Annotated in this window: 16 protein-coding genes; 6 read left to right on the top strand and 10 right to left on the bottom strand. The window is 71.7% G+C overall.

Annotated elements, in window-relative coordinates; genetic code table 11:
* Positions 1 to 8 precede the first annotated feature (8 nt).
* Both ACFHW0_RS17715 and ACFHW0_RS17710 read right to left on the bottom strand, forming a co-directional pair.
* Positions 9 to 4,070 (bottom strand): polymorphic toxin-type HINT domain-containing protein, encoded by a 4,062-nt coding sequence (locus ACFHW0_RS17715; protein ID WP_416608986.1) that lies wholly within the window; start codon positions 4,068 to 4,070, stop codon positions 9 to 11.
* Between the two features lie 231 nt (positions 4,071 to 4,301).
* Positions 4,302 to 4,781, bottom strand: a complete 480-nt coding sequence (locus tag ACFHW0_RS17710) for a hypothetical protein (RefSeq protein ID WP_366642737.1) — start codon at positions 4,779 to 4,781, stop codon at positions 4,302 to 4,304.
* Positions 4,782 to 5,149: 368 nt separating this feature from the next.
* Between ACFHW0_RS17710 and ACFHW0_RS17705 the strand changes: the two genes are divergently transcribed.
* On the top strand, positions 5,150 to 5,902 hold the full coding sequence (locus ACFHW0_RS17705) for a YsnF/AvaK domain-containing protein (RefSeq protein ID WP_416608984.1): 753 nt from the start codon (positions 5,150 to 5,152) through the stop codon (positions 5,900 to 5,902).
* Positions 5,903 to 5,962: 60 nt separating this feature from the next.
* Here ACFHW0_RS17705 and ACFHW0_RS17700 read toward each other — a convergent pair whose 3' ends face one another.
* From ACFHW0_RS17700 to ACFHW0_RS17685, 4 genes are read right to left on the bottom strand one after another with little or no spacing between them, the layout of a single operon-like run.
* Positions 5,963 to 7,168 carry an ABC transporter ATP-binding protein gene (locus tag ACFHW0_RS17700; protein WP_416608982.1) on the bottom strand — a complete coding sequence of 402 codons (1,206 nt, stop codon included), beginning with the start codon at positions 7,166 to 7,168 and terminating at the stop codon, positions 5,963 to 5,965.
* Positions 7,169 to 7,177: 9 nt separating this feature from the next.
* The gene (locus ACFHW0_RS17695) at positions 7,178 to 8,011 is read right to left on the bottom strand and encodes a carbohydrate ABC transporter permease (RefSeq protein ID WP_121400801.1); all 834 of its coding nucleotides are present in this window, start codon (positions 8,009 to 8,011) and stop codon (positions 7,178 to 7,180) included.
* A gap of 1 nt (position 8,012) precedes the next feature.
* The gene (locus ACFHW0_RS17690; protein ID WP_416608980.1) at positions 8,013 to 9,011 is read right to left on the bottom strand and encodes a carbohydrate ABC transporter permease; all 999 of its coding nucleotides are present in this window, start codon (positions 9,009 to 9,011) and stop codon (positions 8,013 to 8,015) included.
* Between the two features lie 43 nt (positions 9,012 to 9,054).
* Positions 9,055 to 10,344: an ABC transporter substrate-binding protein gene (locus tag ACFHW0_RS17685; RefSeq protein ID WP_416608978.1), complete on the bottom strand. Its 1,290-nt coding sequence runs from the start codon at positions 10,342 to 10,344 to the stop codon at positions 9,055 to 9,057.
* 232 nt (positions 10,345 to 10,576) lie between these two features.
* Here ACFHW0_RS17685 and ACFHW0_RS17680 point away from each other — a divergent pair, with 232 nt between their 5' ends.
* Positions 10,577 to 11,155, top strand: coding sequence for a DsbA family protein (locus ACFHW0_RS17680; protein WP_416608976.1), 579 nt, complete (start codon positions 10,577 to 10,579; stop codon positions 11,153 to 11,155).
* A 77-nt stretch (positions 11,156 to 11,232) separates the two neighbouring features.
* Here ACFHW0_RS17680 and ACFHW0_RS17675 read toward each other — a convergent pair whose 3' ends face one another.
* Positions 11,233 to 11,673 carry a hypothetical protein gene (locus tag ACFHW0_RS17675; protein ID WP_416608974.1) on the bottom strand — a complete coding sequence of 147 codons (441 nt, stop codon included), beginning with the start codon at positions 11,671 to 11,673 and terminating at the stop codon, positions 11,233 to 11,235.
* A 205-nt stretch (positions 11,674 to 11,878) separates the two neighbouring features.
* Here ACFHW0_RS17675 and ACFHW0_RS17670 point away from each other — a divergent pair, with 205 nt between their 5' ends.
* On the top strand, positions 11,879 to 12,310 hold the full coding sequence (locus ACFHW0_RS17670; protein WP_416608972.1) for a hypothetical protein: 432 nt from the start codon (positions 11,879 to 11,881) through the stop codon (positions 12,308 to 12,310).
* A gap of 47 nt (positions 12,311 to 12,357) precedes the next feature.
* Positions 12,358 to 12,633 carry a hypothetical protein gene (locus tag ACFHW0_RS17665; RefSeq protein ID WP_416608971.1) on the top strand — a complete coding sequence of 92 codons (276 nt, stop codon included), beginning with the start codon at positions 12,358 to 12,360 and terminating at the stop codon, positions 12,631 to 12,633.
* Positions 12,634 to 13,116: 483 nt separating this feature from the next.
* On the opposite strand, the gene ACFHW0_RS17660 is transcribed toward ACFHW0_RS17665, so the two are convergent.
* From ACFHW0_RS17660 to ACFHW0_RS17650, 3 genes are all read right to left on the bottom strand, one after another.
* On the bottom strand, positions 13,117 to 13,824 hold the full coding sequence (locus ACFHW0_RS17660; protein WP_416608969.1) for an HAD family hydrolase: 708 nt from the start codon (positions 13,822 to 13,824) through the stop codon (positions 13,117 to 13,119).
* Positions 13,825 to 13,958: 134 nt separating this feature from the next.
* The gene (locus ACFHW0_RS17655; RefSeq protein ID WP_416608967.1) at positions 13,959 to 14,537 is read right to left on the bottom strand and encodes a TetR/AcrR family transcriptional regulator; all 579 of its coding nucleotides are present in this window, start codon (positions 14,535 to 14,537) and stop codon (positions 13,959 to 13,961) included.
* Positions 14,538 to 14,687: 150 nt separating this feature from the next.
* On the bottom strand, positions 14,688 to 17,396 hold the full coding sequence (locus ACFHW0_RS17650; RefSeq protein ID WP_416608965.1) for an MGH1-like glycoside hydrolase domain-containing protein: 2,709 nt from the start codon (positions 17,394 to 17,396) through the stop codon (positions 14,688 to 14,690).
* Positions 17,397 to 17,438: 42 nt separating this feature from the next.
* Between ACFHW0_RS17650 and ACFHW0_RS17645 the strand changes: the two genes are divergently transcribed.
* Together ACFHW0_RS17645 and ACFHW0_RS17640 are read left to right on the top strand one after the other, a co-directional pair.
* Complete coding sequence (locus ACFHW0_RS17645) at positions 17,439 to 19,382, top strand: amylo-alpha-1,6-glucosidase (protein WP_416608963.1); 1,944 nt, start codon at positions 17,439 to 17,441, stop codon at positions 19,380 to 19,382.
* A 55-nt stretch (positions 19,383 to 19,437) separates the two neighbouring features.
* On the top strand, positions 19,438 to 19,679 hold a 242-nt coding region (locus tag ACFHW0_RS17640; protein ID WP_416608961.1), incomplete at its 3' end, for a glycogen/starch synthase.

The raw sequence follows: 19,679 nt of genomic DNA, 5'->3' as shown, positions 1-19,679 counted from the left end.
GCCCGATGCTAGCTGCAGGCTCCGGCGTGACAGTGGATCCAGCCCGTGTCCGTTCTGATGTAGAGATGCTTCACCCAGCCTTGCTGGGTGATCGCTTTGATTCCCGGTCCACCTTCGATGAAGCTTCGCATGCGCGCGTCCGGCACGTTCCTGGCCTGGATATAGACGATCGAGTTCGGGTAGTTCGCCTTCCTCAGTTGGTCCTCAGCCCTGGAGAGGTGATGTAGTACGGCCAGGGGTTTGATGGAAGTAGTCCCCTTCAGGCTCGTGGGAACACCGTCGAGCCAGCCATCGATCCCCTCGAAGCTGTCGTTTGGCTGGCCGACGAACTCCTTGCCGCCGACGTGGTCGCCGATCTCATGGGCCTGGGCGATTTCGTCGTCTTTCATGTACTGGGTGTCGGTCACCTTGCAGGCGCTGGTGTTGTGGACCAGCGCCGACGCGCCCGGTACGGCGATGTAGTAGGTGTGCAGGTCGGCGACGGTGAGATTGTGGACCCGGGTCACCGCCGTCTGCCGGGCGACCGCTGCCACCTGGACCTTCGTTCCCGACGACGTACGCAGCCACTGTCCCGCTCGCAACTCACCGGCGGGTAGCCACCTGGCGAGCTCCGGCACCCAGAACGGGTGGTTTTCGGTCGCCGTCACCGTGGCGGTCGCCTCACCAGCAGAGCCATCGGTGTCCACGCTGACCTTGACGAGCTTCTTCTCACCCTCGCTGTTGATGGTCCGGACGACCGGGCGTCCGACCGTCACGTCGTTGACCGGGTCCGTGGCGAGCACCTCGTCACCGATCCGCAACTGCTCGATCGGCCGCGTCGTGCCGTCGGCCAGGACCACCGGGGTGCCGGGGAGGAAGCTGCTGGCCTTCTTGCACGACTTGCTGCCAAACTTGTACAGCTCGCGCAGCAGGTCGACGCCGCGTTTGCCACCCCCGATCCAGCCGACGATGGGAACCATCGCGGCAAGTGAGGTCAACGCTCCCTCGGTATCCCCTTCCAGATAGGCGATCAGCGCGTCGACCGCGTCGCACGGCTCCCCCACCACGGGAATGAACCCGCAGATGGTCAGCAGGAGCTGGCCGACGATCTTCCCTTCCGCCGCGTTCTTCTCGTCGTAGTACTTGACCACCCCGTCACAGAGCGGCCCGTGTCCCCACTGGATGGTGCACCAGTTGTCGCCCCGCTCGATCGCGCCGAGGAGCGGATTCTTGCAGATGCCGTGCAGGTGCAGGCGAATATCGCACTCCGCGCTACCGGTGTCCGGCTGGCCGGCCTGTCGGCGGGCCTCGGCCTCCCGACGCTGCAGGTCGATGGCGGCCTGCAGCGCCTCCGTGGCGAACTGCCGGGCCTCCGCCGCGCTCTTGCCGGCCTCCTCCGCCGAGGCGCGGGCCCGCTCGGCCGAGCGTTGCGCGTCCACCGCGTAGTTCGCCGCCCGGGAGGCCGACGTCGTCGCCTGGGCCGCGGAGGTCTCGGCGGCCCTGGCCGAGGAGCGGGCTCGGGCGGCAGCGTCCTTCGCCGTCTGGGCGGATGCTGCGGCTTCCGCCGCCGACTGTTGAGCGTCCTGCGCGGACTGCCGTGCCTGCGACGCGAACTGCTGCGCGGCCTGGGACGAAACCTCCGCCTGGCGGGCGTACTCCTCTGCTTCCGCCGCTGCCGCACGGGCCCGCGCGGCAGCCTCCGCCGCCCGGGCTGCGTCGACCCGGGCCAGCGCCGCAACACGCGCCGCGTCCGCCACCAAGGCACGCACCTTCGCCACGTGGGCGGTGGTCTCGCCGTCACGCTGCCGTGCCTTGTACTGACCCGCGTCCAGGAAGTGCCGCAGCGCCGTCCGCGGGCCGGCCAGGGCGATCGTCGCCGCCGCCTTCACCTCCGGTCCACCGTCGGTCATGATCTGCCCGACCTTGATCCGGTCGTCCGCCTCCGCCGCCGCGTACCGCCCGACCCTGAGGAATTCGTGCCGGTCCTGGTCGGTGCCGTTGAGCGCAGCCTGTCCCGCCGTCCTCATGGTCGGCCCGCCCGCAGTGATGAGTTGGCCGATCAGGATGCGGTCGTCGTCAGCCTTACCCGGGTAGCTGTGCGTGCGGAGGAATTCCCGTACCTCCGCGTCCGTGCCGGAGAGCGCGGCCTCTGCTGCGGCCTTGAACGCCGGCTTGGGGGCGGTGTCTGCCAGATGGGTCAGCACGGCCCGGTCGTCCTGGGCCGCTGCCAGCGGCAGTTCGTGCTGCAGGAAGGCCCGGATGTCGAGCTCGGAGCCGGTCAGCGCCTTCTCGGCCGCCGTCCGGGTCCACACCCCGCCCGTCTGCGTCAAACGCGCGGCGACCCGGCGCCCGTTGGTGAGCACCACGTCGGCCGGAGCCCCTGGTGCGGTCGCTTCGGCGAGCAGCCGACGCGTCTCCTCGTCCCGCTGCTTCTCCTGGGCCTCGTCCCACGCAGCCTGGGCTAACCGCGCCTCCTCCTCCTTGCGTTCCACCTCAGCGGCCATGACACCCTCGGCGATGATGGCCTTCAGTCTCTCGGCGTCCGCCGCGCGGGCGTCCGCCTCCACCTCACGGGCCTGCTCAGCCGCGGTTGCTGCGGCGTCCGCCGCAGCGAGGGCGTTCGTGGCGTGTTGGGACGCCTTCTGCGCCGCGTACGCGGCGTCTCCGGCGTGCGCGGCCGCCTCCTCCGCGGCAGCGGCCGCGTTGTCGGCATGGGTCGCCGAGGCTCTCGCCGCGGTCGTCGCCTGCCCCGCCGCAACCGCCGCCCGGCGAGCCTCGGCGGCGGCCGCGTTGGCTGCCCGCTGTGACTCCTCCGCCTTTGCCCGTGCCCGTGCGGCAGCCTCCCGGGCCTTGGCCGCTTCGGCCGCCGACACATTGGACTGCGCCGCCGCCTCATCAGCGGCGTTCGCCGCCGCGATCGAGTTGGCCGCGGCGCTCGCCGCCGCGACTCCGGCCTTGTCCGCCGCCGCTGAGGCACGCTGTGACGCCGCGGACGCGTCGGCGGCCCGGCGAGCCTGCTTCGCGGCGTCCCTGGCCACCTTCGCGGCATCGCGGGCCTGCTGAGCCTTGGTCGCGTCGGACGCGGCGTTCGACGCGGCCGTGTACGCCTTCGAGGCCGCAGACCCGGCCAGGGCGGCGGCCTGCGCGGCGCGCGCCGCGGAGGCCGAGGCTACCCGGGCCGCGGAACTCGCGGCATTGGCCGCGCCGATGGCGCGCTTGGCAGCGTCCGCGGCCCGTCCGGCCGCTGCCGCGGCCCGGGCAGCGGCAGCGGCGGCGTCCTTGGCCGAGTCCTTCGCCGCGATGGTCTCGGCGGCGGCCCGCTGCGCCGCTTCCTTGGCACGACGGGCCGACTCGACGGCACGGTCCGCCGCCTGCTCGGCGTGCAGGGTCTCCTGCGCCGCGAGCTGTCCGGCCTCCCGGGACAGGTCGGCCAGCTGCGTGACGGTCAGCATCTCCTGGTCCCGCGCCCGCGCCACGTGCTGGCCGTGGAGCAGGAACTCGCGGAGATCGTCGGCGGTGCCGTTCAGCGCCGCCTGGGCGGCGGCCTTCACGTAGGGACCACCGCCGAAGAGGATCTGCCCGACCCGGATCCGGTCGTCGATCTCGCGGGCCGCGTACTGGCCGGTGGAGAGGAACTCGGTGACGGCGTCGTCGCCGCTGGCCAGGGCCGCCTGGCCCGCGCGCTTCACCTCGTTGCCCCCGGCGTCGATGACCTGGGCGAGGCGGATCCGCTCGTCGACGGCGAACGCCGCTTCCCAACCGCCGTTGAGGAAGGCACGCCGATCCGCGACGGATCCGTTGAGGGCGTTCTCGGCGGCCTGCTTCATGGTGGTACCGCCGAGGCCGGCGTACTCCTCCACCCTGACCAGGTCGTCCTGTTGCCGGGCATCGAAGTAGCCCGTCTCGAGGAAGGTCGTGACAGCTTGGTCGGAGCCGACGAGGGCGTCCTCCGCCGCCCGGGCGACGTTCGCACCCCCCGTCTTCATCAGCAGGACAGCCGCATAACGGTTGTCGAGAACATCGAGCGCCTCGTCGGCTCTGGCCGGTACGCCGGCCAGGCCCGCGGTAAGGGCCACAACCAGCCCGGTCACCGTCGCGCGTCTGAACCACGACGCGGTCGCCCGCGCCTTTCGTCGGTGAATCATGCAAGCCTTCCCTGGTAAGGACGGCTCAGTTCGACCACACAGAATCGAACTGCCCCGAAAACAAAGCCGGAACTCCCACAGGTGGGCACGACGAATAACGCCGCGGTCGGCGGCGCTCATCATGCGGACACGAGAGTTACCGGTGCACGTCCGTGCACCGGTGACTCGGGTGACAGATCAGGAGGTGAAGGGGAACCGCAACTCGAGGACGGTGGCCTCGCCGCGCGACTGTCCCTCGCCGACCGGCTGCCACTCGCCCGGGTCGACCTGCTCGACCTCGACCACCGTCGGGTCGTCCTTGACCTCGAGCTTGGCGGACACCGTGTTGGTGTTGTCCCCCCGGACGAAGTAGACCTTCGGGATCTCCATGGTCAGATAGCCCGAGGTCCCCTTCGGACGGAAGCAGAAGTTCCGGCCGGCCGGCAGGGTGAGGTCACTGCTCTGGACGAGAATCAGGTCGTTGGGCGGAGTGTTCGGCGTCGGCCCACAATCGGTGAGCGTCAGGTGGCCGTCACCCTTGATGAGCTTGATACCCTTTTCCGCCAACACCTTCTCGGCAGCCGGGTAGCTGTAGTCCTCTTCGATACCAGGCGGCGTGTCCTCCGCCGCCGATGGAAGCTGTCCCGCGACGACCGCCGCCGCGCTGGCAAGGAGCACCGCTCCACCACCGGCGAGAGCCGCCTTCCACGACCGAACGTTCACTGACATTGCACCCCGTTCCCCGTTGTCCCTGCCACCCGACTCGGCGGCAGGAAAGGCGCGGTACCGCCACACTCGACGTCACCGCTCACATCGGCCGCCATCGTGCCACAGGCCGCCATTACGTGGGGGGCACGTCGATGTCGGTACGGGCCGGAACCGCCGTGACCCGGCGGATCATGCCCTGCCACATCCGTCACAGCGGCCCCACCGGTCCCTGCGTGACCTGCGGCTGCCGGCGCTGCTCCTATTCGCCGTGCCGTCGACGAATCCGGGCCGGCCGGCCGGGTATCCGGGCCGTGAACCGAGAGGGAGGAATGACGACCATGAGGCTCAACGAACAGCAGGCCAACTCGCTGTACGGGCAGGACGTCAAGGACCGCTCGGGGTCGAAGATCGGGAGCGTGGGCCAGATCTGGGCCGACGCCGCCGGTGAGCCGACCTGGGTCAGTGTGAAGACCGGCCTGATGGGCCACAAGGAGTCGATGGCTCCGCTGGAGAAGGCCCGGATCACCGACAGCGGTCTCGCGGTCGACTACGACAAGTCCACCGTGAAGGACGCCCCGGCCGTGGACGCCGGCACCGACCAGCCGCTGGACACGGAGCAGATCGAGCAGCTCTACGCCCACTACCGCCTGACGCCGCAGGCCCCGCGGGCTCCGCAGCCCCCGCCGGCCGCCGGTCGCGGACGGGCGCCGGCAGCGGGCGAGGACCTGATCCGCTCCGAGGAGCGGCTGCGGGTCGGCACGGAGAGCCAGCCCGCCGGTGCCGCGCGACTGCGCAAGTACGTGGTCACCGAGGACGTGCACACCACCGTGCCCGTCGAGCACGACGAGGTGCGCGTGGAGCGGGAGCCCATCACCGCCCGCGACGCGCGTGGCATGCGCGCCGACATCGGCGAGGCCGAGCAGGAGATGACCCTGCGGGCCGAGCGGCCGGTGGTCGGCAAGGAGACGGTGCCCGTCGAGCGGGTCCACCTGGCCAAGGAGGAGGTCGTCGAGGAGCAGCCCATCGACGACCAGATCCGCCGGGAGCGGGTGGACGCGGACATCCCGGAGCGCAGCCGGCGACGCCGCTGACCGCTGACACGACAGCGGGCGGGTGGGTCGGTTCGACCCACCCGCCCGTCGCGGCGTACGTCAGTCGGCGAGCGCGCCGGCCGCCCGTCCCTCGTGCAGCGTCAGGTTGCGCCCGTTGGACGGGTCGAACAGGTGGATCTTCTCCAGGTTGAACCAGACCCGCCGGGTCTGCCCCTCCTCGACCGGGGACTCGGCCGACAGCCGGGTCACCAGGCTGGTCCCCCCGCCGCTGAAGTCGGCGCCCGCGTCGGCCGCCAGTTCCTCCAGTTCGGCGGCGCTGGCCCGCTCCCCCTCGACGCTGAAGTAGACGTACTTGTCGGAGCCCATGGACTCGACGATGTCCACCGGCGCCTCGAACTCCGTGCCCCGGCGGCGGGTGTCGTCGTCGACCAGCGCGGCGTCCTCGAAGTGCTCCGGCCGGATGCCGAGGATCAGCTCGCGCGGGGCGTCCGCACTCTCCAGCTCGCGGCGGATCCGCTCGCCGATCGGCACGTCGCCCAGCGCCGTGCGCAGCCTGCCGTCCTCGACGGCGGCGTGCAGGAAGTTCATCGACGGCGAGCCGATGAAGCCGGCGACGAAGAGGTTGCGCGGGTGGTCGTACAGCTCCTGCGGCGGGCCGACCTGCTGCACCGCGCCGCCTCGCATGATCACCACGCGGTCGCCGAGGGTCATCGCCTCGGTCTGGTCGTGGGTCACGTAGACGGTGGTGGTGCCCAGCTTCTTCTGCAGGCGCGACACGACGGTGCGCATCTGCACCCGCAGCTTGGCGTCCAGGTTGGACAGCGGCTCGTCCATCAGGAACGCCTTGGGCTGCCGGACGATCGCGCGGCCCATCGCGACCCGCTGACGCTGGCCGCCGGAGAGGTTGGCCGGCTTGCGGTCCAGCAGGGCGGACAGCTCCAGGACCTTGGCCGCCTCCTCGACCTTCTGGTTGATCGTCTCCTTGTCCAGCTTCGCCAGCCGCAGCGGGAACGCCATGTTCTCCCGGACGGTCATGTTCGGGTAGAGGGCGTAGGACTGGAACACCATCGCGATGTCGCGGTCGCGGGGGGCCTTGTCGTTGACCCGCTGACCGCCGATGCGCAGCTCGCCGGAGCTGATGTCCTCCAGGCCCGCGATCATGTTGAGGGTGGTGGACTTCCCGCAGCCGGACGGGCCGACCAGGATGACGAACTCGCCGTCGGCGATCTCCAGGTCGACGTCGGCCACCGCGACGGTCCCGTCCGGGAACTTCTTGCTCACCTTGTCGAGCACGATGTCAGCCATGAGTACCACCTATCCCTTGACTGCGCCGGAGGTCAGGCCGGAGACGATGCGGCGCTGGAAGAAGAGGACGAACAGGATGATCGGAACGGTGATCACCACGGCGGCGGCGCAGATCGCCCCGGTGGGGTCCTCGAACTGCGACTCGCCGGTGAAGAACGACAGCGCCACCGGCACCGTGCGCGCCCGCTCGGTGGAGGTCAGCGTGATGGCGAAGAGGAAGTCGTTCCAGCAGAAGATGAAGACCAGGATCGCCGTGGTGAACAGCCCCGGCGCGGCGAGCGGGGCGATGACCCGCCGGAACGCCTGCGCCTGCGTCGCGCCGTCCATCTTCGCCGCCTTCTCCAGGTCCCACGGGATCTGCTTGAAGAACGCCGACAGCGTGTAGATCGCCAGCGGCAGCGCGAAGGTGATGTACGGCAGGATCAGGCCGGGCCAGGTGTCGAAGAGGCCGAGCTGCCGCTCGATCTCGAACAGCGGCGACACCAGGGACACCTGCGGGAACATCGCGATCAGCAGGGAGACCCCGACCAGCAGCCGCTTGCCGGGGAAGTCCAGCCGGGAGATCGCGTACGCGGCCATGGCGCCGAGCACCACGGCGATCACGGTGGCGATCAGCGCGATGCCGATCGAGTTGACCAGGGCCCGGACGAACTGGTCGGTCTGGAAGATCGTCCGGTAGTTGTCCAGCGTCCACTCCTGCGGGATGAACTTCCCGTCGGTCAGGGTCGCCGGCGTCTTGAACGACAGCGACATGATCCAGAGCACCGGCACCAGCGCGAAGACGACCACGATGGCGTCCAGCAGGCCCCAGCGCAGCTTGGCCCGGGTGGTGGTGTCAGCCATCTCAACGCCTCTCCCCGTCGTCGCTGCCGGGGGCAGCGGTACCGAACAGCTTCACGAAGACGAAGGCGATGATCGCCACGGTGAGGAAGATCAGCACCGACATCGTCGACCCGATGCCGAGGTTCAGGCCCCGGATCAGGTTGTTGTAGGCCAGCATCGACACCGACGAGGTCTCGTTGCCGCCCGCGGTCAGCACGAAGATGTTGTCGAACACCCGGAACGCGTCCAGGGTGCGGAACAGCAGCGCGACCAGGATCGCCGGCTTCATCACCGGCAGCATCACCTTCGTGAACCGCTGCCAGGAGGTGGCGCCGTCGGTGGAGGCCGCCTTGAGCAGGTCCTCCGGCACCAGGGCGAGGCCGGCCATGAGCAGCAGCGCCATGAACGGCGTGGTCTTCCAGATCTCGGCCAGCATGATGATCGCCAGTGAGCTGGCCCGCTCGGTCAGCGGCGCGCCGTCACTGAACAGGTTGGCCAGGTAGCCGGTGCCGGGCGTCCACGCGTACCGCCAGGAGAAGGCTGCCACGACCGTGACGATGCCGTACGGGATCAGCGCGGCGGTCCGCACGATGCCCCGGCCGACCAGCGTCCGGTGCATGATCAGCGCCAGTCCCATGCCGAGCACCAGCTCGACGGCGACGGTGACCACCGTGATCAGCGCGGTGACCCCGAACGCCGTCCACCAGAACTCGTTGGTCAGCACGGTGGCGTAGTTCTCCAGCCCGACGAACTCGCGCTCGGCGGGGAAGCGCAGGTCGTAGCGCTGGAGCGACAGCCAGACCGAGTAGATGATCGGGTACGCGGTCACCAGCACCATGACCAGCGCGGCGGGCGCGCAGAGCAGCCAGCCCAGCCGGCGCTCGGCCTTCTTGTTCTCGCTCAGCGGGGTCTTGCGGCCCCGGCCGGCGCGCTGGGCCGGCACCTTGGCGTCCCGGCCGGGCCGGGCGGCCGTCTCGTCCGCGGCCACGTCGGCGCCCGCCGGCGTGGCGTTGACGCTCATGCCGCCACCTCCGGGTCGGCGTCGAGTCGCCGGGTGCGCTCGATCACGGCAGGACCCCCTTCGATTCGAGGGCGTCGGCGATGGCGTCGCGCAGCTCGTCGGCGGTCTGCTCGGGCCGGATCGCCGACGGCGGCGACAGGATCGCCGACATGACGGTGGAGATGCTCTGGTACGCCGGGGTCAGCGGCCGGACCGCCGGCTCCTTGAGCTCTTCGAGGATGGTGTCCCGCATCGGGTACGCCTCGGCCATCTCCGGGTCGTCGTAGACCTTCTCGATGGTCGGCGGCACGCCGTCGTTGACGGCGGAGAACTTCTGGTTCTTCTCGTTGCGGATGCAGCGGGCCACCTCGAAGGACTCCTCGGGGTGCTTCGAGTAGGCGCTGACCGCCATGTTGATCCCGCCGATGGTGACCTTGCTCGGCGTGTTCTCGTCGACGCCCGGGATCCGGGCCCAGCCGACCTGCTTGGCCAGCTCTGGGTTCGCCTCCTGCATGGCCGGGTAGACGAACGGCCAGTTGACCTGGAACGCGCCGTCGCCGGACTGGAACTCGAGCCGGACCGGGTCCTCGGTGGCGTTGCTGAACGACGGCGACGTCACGCCCGACGTGGCGAAGCGCTGGAGCTGCTCCAGCGCCCGGACGGTGCCCGCGTCCATGACGGCCTGCTTGCCGTCGTCGCTGAGGATCTTGCCGCCGGCGCTCTCGGCGAGGGTGTTGTAGAGGACGACGAGGCCCTCGTACTGGGCGCCCATGGTGAGCACCTGGTACGGCTTGCCCTGTTGCTTCAGCTCCTGGGCGGTGGAGATCATCTGGTCCCACGTCTTCGGCGGCTGCGGCACCAGGTCCTTGCGGTACCAGAGCAGCTGGACGTTGGTGTTCTTCGGCGCGCCGTAGAGCTTGTCCTCGTAGCGGGCGGTCTCCAGCGGGCCGGCGAGGGTGCCCCGCTCGACCTCCGTCCGGTCCTGCCCGGTCCACTCCCTGATCCAGTCGGCGCTGGCGAACTCCTGGGTCCAGGTGACGTCGAGGCCGAGGACGTCCATCCCGCTGTCTTGCGCGGCCAGCCGGCGGACCATCTGCACCCGCTGGTCGTCGGCCTGCCGGGGCAGCACCCGGTAGACGATCTTGTAGCGCCCCTGGGCCTGCGCGTTGCAGTCGTCGACGACCTTCTGCAGGTTCTGCTCCGGCGGGTAGTACAGGTTGATCGTGGGCGTACCGCCGTCCCCGTCGGAACCGCAGGCGGCCGCCATCGGCGCCACCAGCGTCAACGCCGCGGCGGCAGCCGCCACGCGCACGCGTGGCGGCCGTCGGCGTCGGGCCTTGTCAGGGTCGCTCATCACCCCTCCCCTCGTGTCGGCCAAAGGCCGGGGTGAGGCTCCGCGCCCCGGCGCGCGGCGAGCCGTTCGGGCCGTCTGACCAGCGGTTCCGTCGTCCCGGACGTTTCGTGGCCCAACACTGCCCGACCTGCGAAGTTGCGAAACCTGACGCTGGTGGGACGGCGCCGACATCGCCGGGTGTGGCGTGGATCACCGCCGTGCGGACCGGCCCGGTCGCCCGTAGGCTCGGCCGATGGACGCCACCTTCTTCCTCGATCCCGCCTGCCCGTGGACCTGGCGCACCTCCCGCTGGCTGGTCTCGGTCGCCGACGCCCGGGGCCTGCACATCGAGTGGCGGGCGTTCAGCCTGGCCATCCTGAACTCGGGGCGGGTGCCGCCGGAGCACGCCGACGCGATGACCGCCTCCAGCCGCGCGCTGCGGTTGGTGGAGGCGCTGCGCGCCGAGGGCCGCCACGACGACGCCGCCCGGTTCTACGCCGAGATCGGCGCCCGTAGCCACGACGCGGGCAACCCGCTGTCGGCGAAGATCGTGGACGCGGCCGTCGAGGCGGCGGGCCTGCGAGCCGCCGCGCCGGCGCTCGACGACGACCGCTGGGACGAGGCGGTACGCGAGTCGCACGCCCTGGCGTACGCCTCGGCCGGCCCGGACATCGGCGCGCCGGTGCTCATGCTCCCGGGAGCCGAGCGGGGCATCCACGGCCCGATCCTGACCGAGGTCCCCGGCACCGACGACGCCCTGACGATCTGGGACTCGCTGCTACCCCTGATCCGGATGCCCGCCTTCCACGAGGTCAAGCGCGCCCGCCACTGACCCGCGGCCGCCACCTCTCTGGCCCTTCTCCGGGGCTTCTCGCCCGCCCGGCCCGGCGCGATTGGCTGGCCCCGTCATCACCCGACCCGGCGGCGGCGGTTGGTCATCGCGCGTACCAGCATCACCAGCCAGCCGATCGCGGCGAGCGCGCCGGCCACCGCGAGCCCGGAGAAGATCAGCCAGGTGTCGCCGCCCCGGGCGGCGAAGACACCCCTGCGTGCGCCGGTGTCGCGGGCCGCCACGGTGGCGCCGGAGGTCAACCTGTCCGGCCCGTCGTAGACGATGACGTCGTCACGCGGCGTCCCGCCCCCGTCCGGGACGAAGTCGCCGTGCCAGACGCAGTTGCGGCTGCACTTCTCGTGCAGTGCGGTGAATGTGCCCGCCGTGCCGCCACCGGACTTCGCCCGCCAGGCCGCGGCGACGTCGGGTACGGCGAGGGCCAGCCCGAGGAGGGCGAGGAAGGGAAGCCCGGCCCAGAGCAGGACTTTCATCCCCCAGCCAGCCCCCCTGTCCGCCACGACCACACGGTAACAAGAGCATTCTCGCGTCGTCGATCATGAGGTTGGCGGTGCGTCCCGTCCGTCTCGTCGCGGCCAACCTCATGATCGCCGAAGGGGCGGGAGCAGGGGGGGTGGTCTGCCCCCTTCGGTGGGTTCTCGGGGGAATCGCGCTTCGCCGTTGGGCCTCGTTGGGCAGGATCGGTCCCAACGAGGAGGTGCCGTCGTGCAGGACACCCGCGCTCTCGCCCTGACGTTCGAGGTGAGCGGCCTGCCACCGGTCAGGACCGAGGCGCTGTCCGTCTTCGCCGCCGGGCACCGGCAGGCGACGAGGGTCCGCGCCCTGCTCCAGGCGGCCTGCGCCGCGGCCCAGCGCACCGGCTGGACCCCGCTGTCCGGGCCGATCGAGGTGGACCTCGTGCTGCGCTGCCCGCCGGGGCACTGCACCTCCGACGCCAGCACCCTGCTCGGCGGGGTGTGCGCCGTGCTCCAGGACAAGAAGCGGGTGGCCAGCATCGGCCTGGCGCACCTCGGCGTCCTGGTGGACGTCGCCCTCTACGACGACGACCGGCAGATCCGGCGACTGTCGTACGCGCAGAAGCCGGCGGAGGACTTCTCGTACCAGGTTCGGGTCGCCGCCGTACCGCACGTGGTTTGACCGACGGCCGCGGTGGGGTACCGCGGACGCCGACGAAGGGAGCGCCGATGTCGGAGCCACATGTCACGCTGGACCCTCGCGGGCTCGATCCCGTGCAGCAGAAGCTGCAGGGCCCGCTGGAGGACCAGCTGACCTCGGCGCTGCAGGCCGCGACGGAGCGGATCAGCGCCAGCTACTCCGGCGAGCCGGTGGAGCAGGTCTGCCAGCGGCTGCTCGACGAGACGCGCTCGGGGCTGCACCCCGACATCGCCGCCGGATTCAACCCGGACATGGACGAGTTCTGCCGGGTGGCCGTGGCGATCGTGCGCGGCGAGGTTTCCTGAGTCGAAGCCGCCAGGGGCTCGGCGCCGCTCGGGATTCGTCGTCCCGCGGGATTCGTCGTCCCTCGCCGGGTGGCGGCCGGAGCCGCCGCTCGCGGGGTGTCAGGACCGGGGCCGCAACTCCCCGGTCCTGTCCCCAGCCGTCCGGCGTGGTAGCGGACGCACCGGATGAGCGCGTGGGCGTGGCACGCCGCCCACGCCGGGCTCAACGCGGCGAGCCTGCCGCCTGCACTCAGCTCCATGGTGCCCACCTACCGGACTTCGGCACGCCCCCGACTCACCCCGAAGAGCCGTGAGCGCCGAATCAGGCTAGGCGTGCCGCCGGGGCACGGACAAGGACGAACCGGGGCCGAACCAGCGTGATTGATGCCAAGGTGAAAATGCGGCATGTCGACGTAACGCGGCCCTCCGGGCAAACGCTGTTTCCCGTCGAGGCGACAAGTGTGTCCCGGGGCGTCGCCGCCGCTCCCCGCGCCCGGGTGCGGCTCAGAAATGGCGCAGCAGTTCGGGAAACGCGGACAGCCGCAGCACGCCCGGGTCGGCCGGGTCCAGCTCGTCGTGCTCCAGCACCCAGGTGTTGTCGTTGGGGATGAACACGGCGTTCAGCCCGGCGGCGCGGGCGGGCCGGATGTCGGACTTCGGGGAGTTGCCGATCATCCAGGTGACGGCGGGGTCGACGCCGTGCTCCCGGACCAGCCACCGGTAGGTGTCGACGTCCTTCTCCCGCACGATGTGCGCGGCCCGGAAGTGGTGCAGCAGGCCGGAGGCGTCGAGCTTGCGCTGCTGCTCCTCGCGTTCGCCCTTGGTCAGCAGCAGCAACTCGTGCCGGACGGCCAGGGCGTCCAGCGCCTCGGCCACCCCCGGCATCAGCTCCACCCGGTGCGCGACCAGGGCCGCCGCGAGCTCCTCGATCTCGCGCCGCTCCGCCTCGGTCGCGGGCCGCCGCCGCAGCCGCTCCAGGCACTCCCCCAGGCTGCGGAGGAACACCTTGCTGCCGTAGCCGTGCGCGACCGCGTTGGCCCGCTCGATGTCGTCCAGGATGGCCCGGGTCTCGGCCCGGTCGAGGGTCGGGTGGTCCAGCCACTCCAGGAAGTCGTCGATCACCCGCTCGAACAGGACGTTGTTCTCCCAGAGCGTGTCGTCGGCGTCGAAGACGAGCACCTGCCCGTCGCGCCGGCGCGGCGTGTCTCCCATGCCTCCCCTCCCCGCGATGCGGCTCCGAACCAAGCTGGCGGGGCGCATCCATCTGATCTTGGACAGTTCCCGTGCGGTGCGCACCGTAACTGTCCAGGATTCCGAGCGGCAAGCGGGTTGTGGGGGCCGCGGGGTCACGGGTTGGCGAGCAGCCCGGACATGATCATTTCCTCGCGCTGTTCCTGCATGTCCGGGCGCAGCCGCCCGCCCCGGGTCAGCATGACCGTGCCGTGCAGCAGCGCCCACCCGACCTCGGCGAGGGTGTCGGGGTCGCGGCCGGCAGCCAGTGGCGTCAGGGCCGAGCGCAGCTCGGCGAAGGCCGCCCGGGGCGCCCCGGGCCCCGGGTCGCGGCCCAGGGTGAGGTCCGCGGTGTGGGCGAGCATCGCGTCGTAGACCTCGGGACTGGCGTACGCGAAGTCCAGGTAGGCCGTCACCACGGCCGGCCAGTCCCCGCGTTCGCCCCCGGTGGCGGTGTCCCGGGCGGCGGCGAGCGCAACGGCCAGATCAGCGAAGCCGAGCACCGCCACGGCGGACATCAACGCGGCCGGGTCCGGGAACCGGCGGTAGACGACCTCGATGTCGATCCCGATCCGCTCGGCCAGCCGGCGGTGGGTCACCGCCGCCCACCCCTCGGCCTCGGCCAACTGGCGAGCGGCCAGGACGACGCGCTCCCGCTCGGCCGGCGCGGCGTCCGCTCCCTCTGCTGGCGACACGCCGCCGATGCTAGCGACCGTCACGACCCGTGAGGAACTCGCGACGGATTGACGACTCTGCGCCTGGCTGGCCACCGAGGATCGGGCCGACGGAACCGCGCCAGGACGAGCCGGGCGCGGCGGGACGGGCGCGGGCAGCGGGACGGGCCGTCAGCGGCGCAGGGTGAGGATCAGGTCGGCGACCAGGGCCGTCCAGCCGGTCTGGTGCCAGGCGCCCAGTCCGGCGCCGTTGTCGCCGTGGAAGTACTCGGGGAAGCAGATCAGGTCCCGCCAGTCCGGGTGGGTCTGGAAGAGCTGGGCGGCGCCGTAGATCGGCCGCCGGCCCCAGCCGTCGCGGGTGAACAGCGAGATCAGCCGCACGGAGAGGTCGTCGGCGATCTCGTCGAGGGTCCGCTTCACCCCCGACCGCGTCGGATACTCCACCTGGAGGTCGTCGCCGAAGAAGGCGGCGTAGTCGCGCAGCGCGCTGATCAGCAGGAAGTTGGTCGGCATCCAGATCGGGCCGCGCCAGTTCGAGTTGCCCCCGAACAGGCCGCTGGTCGACTCGGCCGGTTCGTAGCCGACGCTGAACTCCTGGCCGCCGAGGGTCACCGAGAACGGCTTGTCGAGGTGCGCCCGCGACAGCGTGCGCAGGCCGTACTCGGAGAGGAACTCGTCGGTGTCGAGCATCCGGGCGAGCAGCCGAACGATCTGCTCCGGGCCGACCATGGACAGCAGCCGGTGCTGGCGGCCGTCGGGGCCGAGCCGCCGGGCGCCGATGACGTCGGCGTACTCGGGGCGGTTGGCGAGGAACCAGCGCAACCGGGCGTGCAGCTCGGGCAGCCGGTGCAGGGTGTGGGCGGTGAGCCGGGTCGTCGCGGCCAGGGGCAGCAGGCCGACGACCGAGCGGACCCGCAGGGGCACCTTCGAGCCGTCGGCGAGGCGCAGCACGTCGTAGAAGAACTCGTCCTCGGCGTCCCACAGGCCCTGCTCGTACGCGGCGGCGGCGATGTAGGCGAAGTGCTCGAAGAACTTGGTGGCGGTGTCGACCCACGTGCGGTCGTGCTCGGCCAGCACGACGGCGATGTCCAGCAGGTTCAGCGCGTACATGGCCATCCAGCCGGTGCCGTCGGACTGCTCCAGCACGCCGGCCACCGGCAGCGCCGCCGAGCGGTCGAACGGGCCGACGTTGTCCAGCCCGAGGAAGCCGCCCTCGAAAACGTTGTTGCCGCCGGTGTCCTTGCGGTTGACCCACCAGGTGAAGTTGAGCAGCAGCTTGTGCATCACCCGGGCCAGGAAGTCGTGGTCCCGGCTGCCGTCGATCTCGAAGACCTTCAGCGCCGCCCACGCGTGCACCGGCGGGTTCACGTCGCCGAACGCCCACTCGTACGCGGGGATCTGGCCGTTGGGGTGCAGGTACCACTCGCGGAGCAGGAGCAGCAGTTGCTCCTTGGCGAAGCCGGGGTCGACCCGGGCGATGCTGACGCAGTGGAAGGCCAGGTCCCAGGCCGCGTACCATGGGTACTCCCACGGATCCGGCATGGAGATCACGTCGAAGCTCGTCATGTGCCACCAGGCGCTGTTGCGGCCGTGCCGCCGGCCCGAGGGCGGGGGCGCGGAGCCGGGATCGCCCTCCAGCCAGCGCTTGACGTCGAAGTGGTAGAACTGCTTGCCCCACATCAGCCCGGCGATCGCCTGCCGGGCGATCAGGGCCTCGTCCGGTGTCGCGGCGGCCGGGATGACCCCGGCGAAGAACCGGTTCGCCTCCGCCCGCCGGGCCCACACCACCGCGTCGAAGCCGTCGCCCAGGTCGGCCGCCGGCGGCGGGGTGCCACCGGGCGGCGGGGCGGTACGGGTCAGCCGCAGCCGGATGCGCCGCTGCGCCCCGGCCGGCACGTCCAGCACGTAGTGCAGCGCGCCCTTGGTGCCCTCCCGGGCCGGGTTGACCGTCGGGGCGCCGTCGACCACGTGGTCGTTGATGCCGTCCTTCGGGTACGGGGAGCGGCCGGGCAGCCCCCAGAGCCGCTCGGCGTTGGTGTCGTTGTCGCAGAGCAGCGGCGTGGGCTCGCCGTCGCCCTCGAGCAGCAGCTGACCGAGCACCCGGTGCTCGCCGACGAGCCGCGACCCCTCGCCGACCAGCCGGGGCACCCGGTCACCGCCGGGCAGCCCCCACGCCCAGGTGTTGCGGAACCAGAGGGTGGGCAGCACGTGCAGGGTGGCCGCCCGGTCGCCCCGGTTGGCGACGGTGACGACGACGCACAGGTCCGTCGGGGTGGCCTTGGCGTAGTCGACCGTCGCCGCCCAGTACCGGTCGTCGTCGAAGATGCCGGTGTCGACCAGCTCGTACTCGGTGTCGTCCCGGCCGCGCAGCGCGTTGACCGCGACCAGCTCGTCGTACGGGAAGGCGGCCTGCGGGTAGTGGTAGCGCCAGCGCATCCACGAGTGGGTGGGGGTGGAGTCCTCGTACCACCAGTACTCCTTGGCGTCCTCGCCGTGGTTGCCGCCGTCGCCGCCGAGGCCGAACATCCGCTCCTTGAGGATCGGGTCCCTGCCGTTCCACAGGGCGAGGGCGAAGCAGAACGTCTGCCGGTCGTCGCAGACGCCCGCCATGCCGTCCTCGCTCCACCGGTAGGCTCGGGACCGCGCGTGGTCGTGCGGGAAGTAGTCCCAGGCCGTACCGTGCTCGCTGTAGTCCTCCCGTACCGTCCCCCACGCCCGCTCGGACAGATAGGGACCCCATGCGCGCCAGTCCTGTTCCCCGGCGTCGGCCTGAGCCAGCCGGAGCCGTTCGGGGTCGGGCGCGGAGTCGTCGGGGGTCGGCACGTCGGTGATCACTCGCACATCTTCGACGCCGACGGGGGACTTCACCACAGGAGCCATTCTCGTCGTGGCGTGTTGCACCCTGCCGCCGGTGGAGGAAAGTTGATCGACATTCGCTTCGGCCCGCAGGTCTGCGGCGACCTGACCGGCGGCGCCGCCCGGGAGTGGCTGGTCACCGACGGTCTCGGCGGCTACGCCACCGGCACGGTGAGCGGGCTGCGCACCCGCCGGTACCACGGACTGCTCGTGGTGGCCGGCGAGACGCCGGCGTCCCGCCGCGTGGGACTGGTCGGCCTGGACCCGGCCGTGCTGTTCCCCTCCGGCGCCCGGGTGCGCCTGGGCGCGCACGAGTGGGCCTCCGGCGACGTCGACCCGCGCGGCTTCGAGCTGCTGGAACGGTTCGACCTGACCGACGGCCTGCCCCGGTGGCGCTGGCGCATCGGCGACGTGGTGATCGAGCGGGAGCTGGCGATGACGCACGGCCGCTCCTGCGTCGCCGTCGTGCACCGGCTGGTCTCCGGCGGGCCGGTGCGCCTCGACCTGGCGGCGGTCTGCACCTGGCGGGACGCGCACGGCGAGCGCCGCGCCGACGGCCCGGACCCACGGGTGGAGCCGGTGCCGGGCGGGGCCGTGGTCGAGGGCGCGTTCCGGCTCGCCGGGCCGGACTGGACCCCGCAGGGCCAGTGGTGGCTCGGCGCGCACCACCGGGAGGAGGCGGCGCGGGGCCTGAACCCCGACGAGGACCTCTGGTACGCGGGCCGGTTCTCGGGCGGGCTGGAGCGCCCGGGCGACACGGTGTCGGTGCTCGCCTGGTCCGGCGAGCTGGCCGAGGAGCCGCCACCGGCGACCGAGGTGGTCGCGGCGGCCCGGGCCCGCAACCGGCGGGTGGTGGCCGCGGCGAAGCCGGCCGACCCGGTCGAGGCGACGCTCACGCTGGCCGCCGACGCGTTCGTGGTCGACACCTCCACCGGGCCGGACGTGGTGGCCGGCTATCCGTGGTTCGGCGCCTGGTCGCGGGACACGATGATCTCCTACGAGGGGCTGTTCCTCTGCACGAACCGGGCCGACGAGGGCCGGGAGCTGCTGCGGGCGTACGCGGCGACGCTGTCGGAGGGGATGCTCGCCAACACCGCCGACACCGGGCGGGTGGAGTACAACACCGTCGACGCGACCCTGTGGTTCCTGCACGCGGTCAGCCGGCACGTCACCGTCACCGGCGACACCGACCTCGGCGACGAGCTGCTGCCCGCGCTGCACGGGGTGGTCGACGCGCACCTGGCCGGCACCCGGTTCGGCATCGCCGTCGACCCGGCCGACGGGCTGCTCACCCAGGGCGGCACCCCGGGCACGGCGCTGACCTGGATGGACGCCCGGGTGTACGGGGTGCCGGTCACCCCGCGTACGGGCAAGCCGGTGGAGGTCAACGCGCTCTGGGTCAACGGGCTGGCCGGCCTGGCCGAGCTGACCGAGCTGGCGGGGCGGGACGCGGGCGAGCTGTGGCGGCTGCACGAGCGGGCCGGCGCCGCGTTCGGGGACCGGTTCCCGGCCCCGACGGGTTGGCTGCACGACGTGGTGGACGCGCCCGCGCCGGCGTACCCGCTGGGCGGCGCCGCGCACCACGACGACGACCTGCTCCGCCCCAACCAGCTGCTGGCCTGGTCGCTGCCGTACGCCCCGCTGGAGCCCGACGAGCCCACCGTGCGCCGGGTCGCCGGCGGGCTGCTCACCCCGCTGGGCCCGCGCAGCCTCTCCCCCGACGCGCCCGAGTTCGTCGGACGGCACCGGGGCGGTCCCGCCGAGCGGGACGGCGCCTACCACCAGGGCACCGTCTGGCCCTGGCTGCTCGGCCCGTACGCCGACGCCGCCCGACGGGCCAAGATGCCGGTCGATGACCTTTTCGTCGGTATCGAGGCGCATCTGACCGAATATGGCCTAGGATCGGTGAGTGAGACGGCCGACGGCCTCGCGCCGCACGCCGCCACCGGATGCCCGTTCCAGGCGTGGTCGGTCGCCGAGCTGCTGCGCGCCCGCAGGAACGGCCGGTAGCGCTTTACACGACCGCAACGGCGGCGTCTCCGCCGGTTAGCCAGCCACCAGCAGGATGGGTCCCGATCCGGTCGCGACCGTCACGGGCACCGCTGCGGTGCCGTCGGCGCGCACTCGGGGACAACTCAAAGGGGGCCGCATGTCACCTGACGCCGACGTGATCGACATCCATCCCGCCCGGCCGCAGCGGGTGCTGATGCTCTCCTGGGAGTACCCGCCGGTCCTGGTCGGCGGCCTCGGCCGGCACGTGCACGCCCTCTCGGTCGCCCTCGCCGCCGCCGGGCACGAGGTCACCGT

The organism is Micromonospora sp. LOL_025 (assembly GCF_048060285.1).
Classification (GTDB): Bacteria; Actinomycetota; Actinomycetes; order Mycobacteriales; family Micromonosporaceae; genus Micromonospora.
Note: the sequence above shows the minus strand (reverse complement) of the source record. Positions and strands in the feature narration are given on the sequence as shown.

Coding starts and splice junctions, on each gene's coding strand:
- ACFHW0_RS17705 (WP_416608984.1), top strand. CDS start 5,150: ATGAGGCTCAACGAACAGCAGGCCAACTCGCTGTACGGGCAGGACGTC.
- ACFHW0_RS17700 (WP_416608982.1), bottom strand. CDS start 7,168: ATGGCTGACATCGTGCTCGACAAGGTGAGCAAGAAGTTCCCGGACGGG.
- ACFHW0_RS17695 (WP_121400801.1), bottom strand. CDS start 8,011: ATGGCTGACACCACCACCCGGGCCAAGCTGCGCTGGGGCCTGCTGGAC.
- ACFHW0_RS17690 (WP_416608980.1), bottom strand. CDS start 9,011: ATGAGCGTCAACGCCACGCCGGCGGGCGCCGACGTGGCCGCGGACGAG.
- ACFHW0_RS17685 (WP_416608978.1), bottom strand. CDS start 10,344: ATGAGCGACCCTGACAAGGCCCGACGCCGACGGCCGCCACGCGTGCGC.
- ACFHW0_RS17680 (WP_416608976.1), top strand. CDS start 10,577: ATGGACGCCACCTTCTTCCTCGATCCCGCCTGCCCGTGGACCTGGCGC.
- ACFHW0_RS17665 (WP_416608971.1), top strand. CDS start 12,358: ATGTCGGAGCCACATGTCACGCTGGACCCTCGCGGGCTCGATCCCGTG.
- ACFHW0_RS17660 (WP_416608969.1), bottom strand. CDS start 13,824: ATGGGAGACACGCCGCGCCGGCGCGACGGGCAGGTGCTCGTCTTCGAC.
- ACFHW0_RS17650 (WP_416608965.1), bottom strand. CDS start 17,396: ATGGCTCCTGTGGTGAAGTCCCCCGTCGGCGTCGAAGATGTGCGAGTG.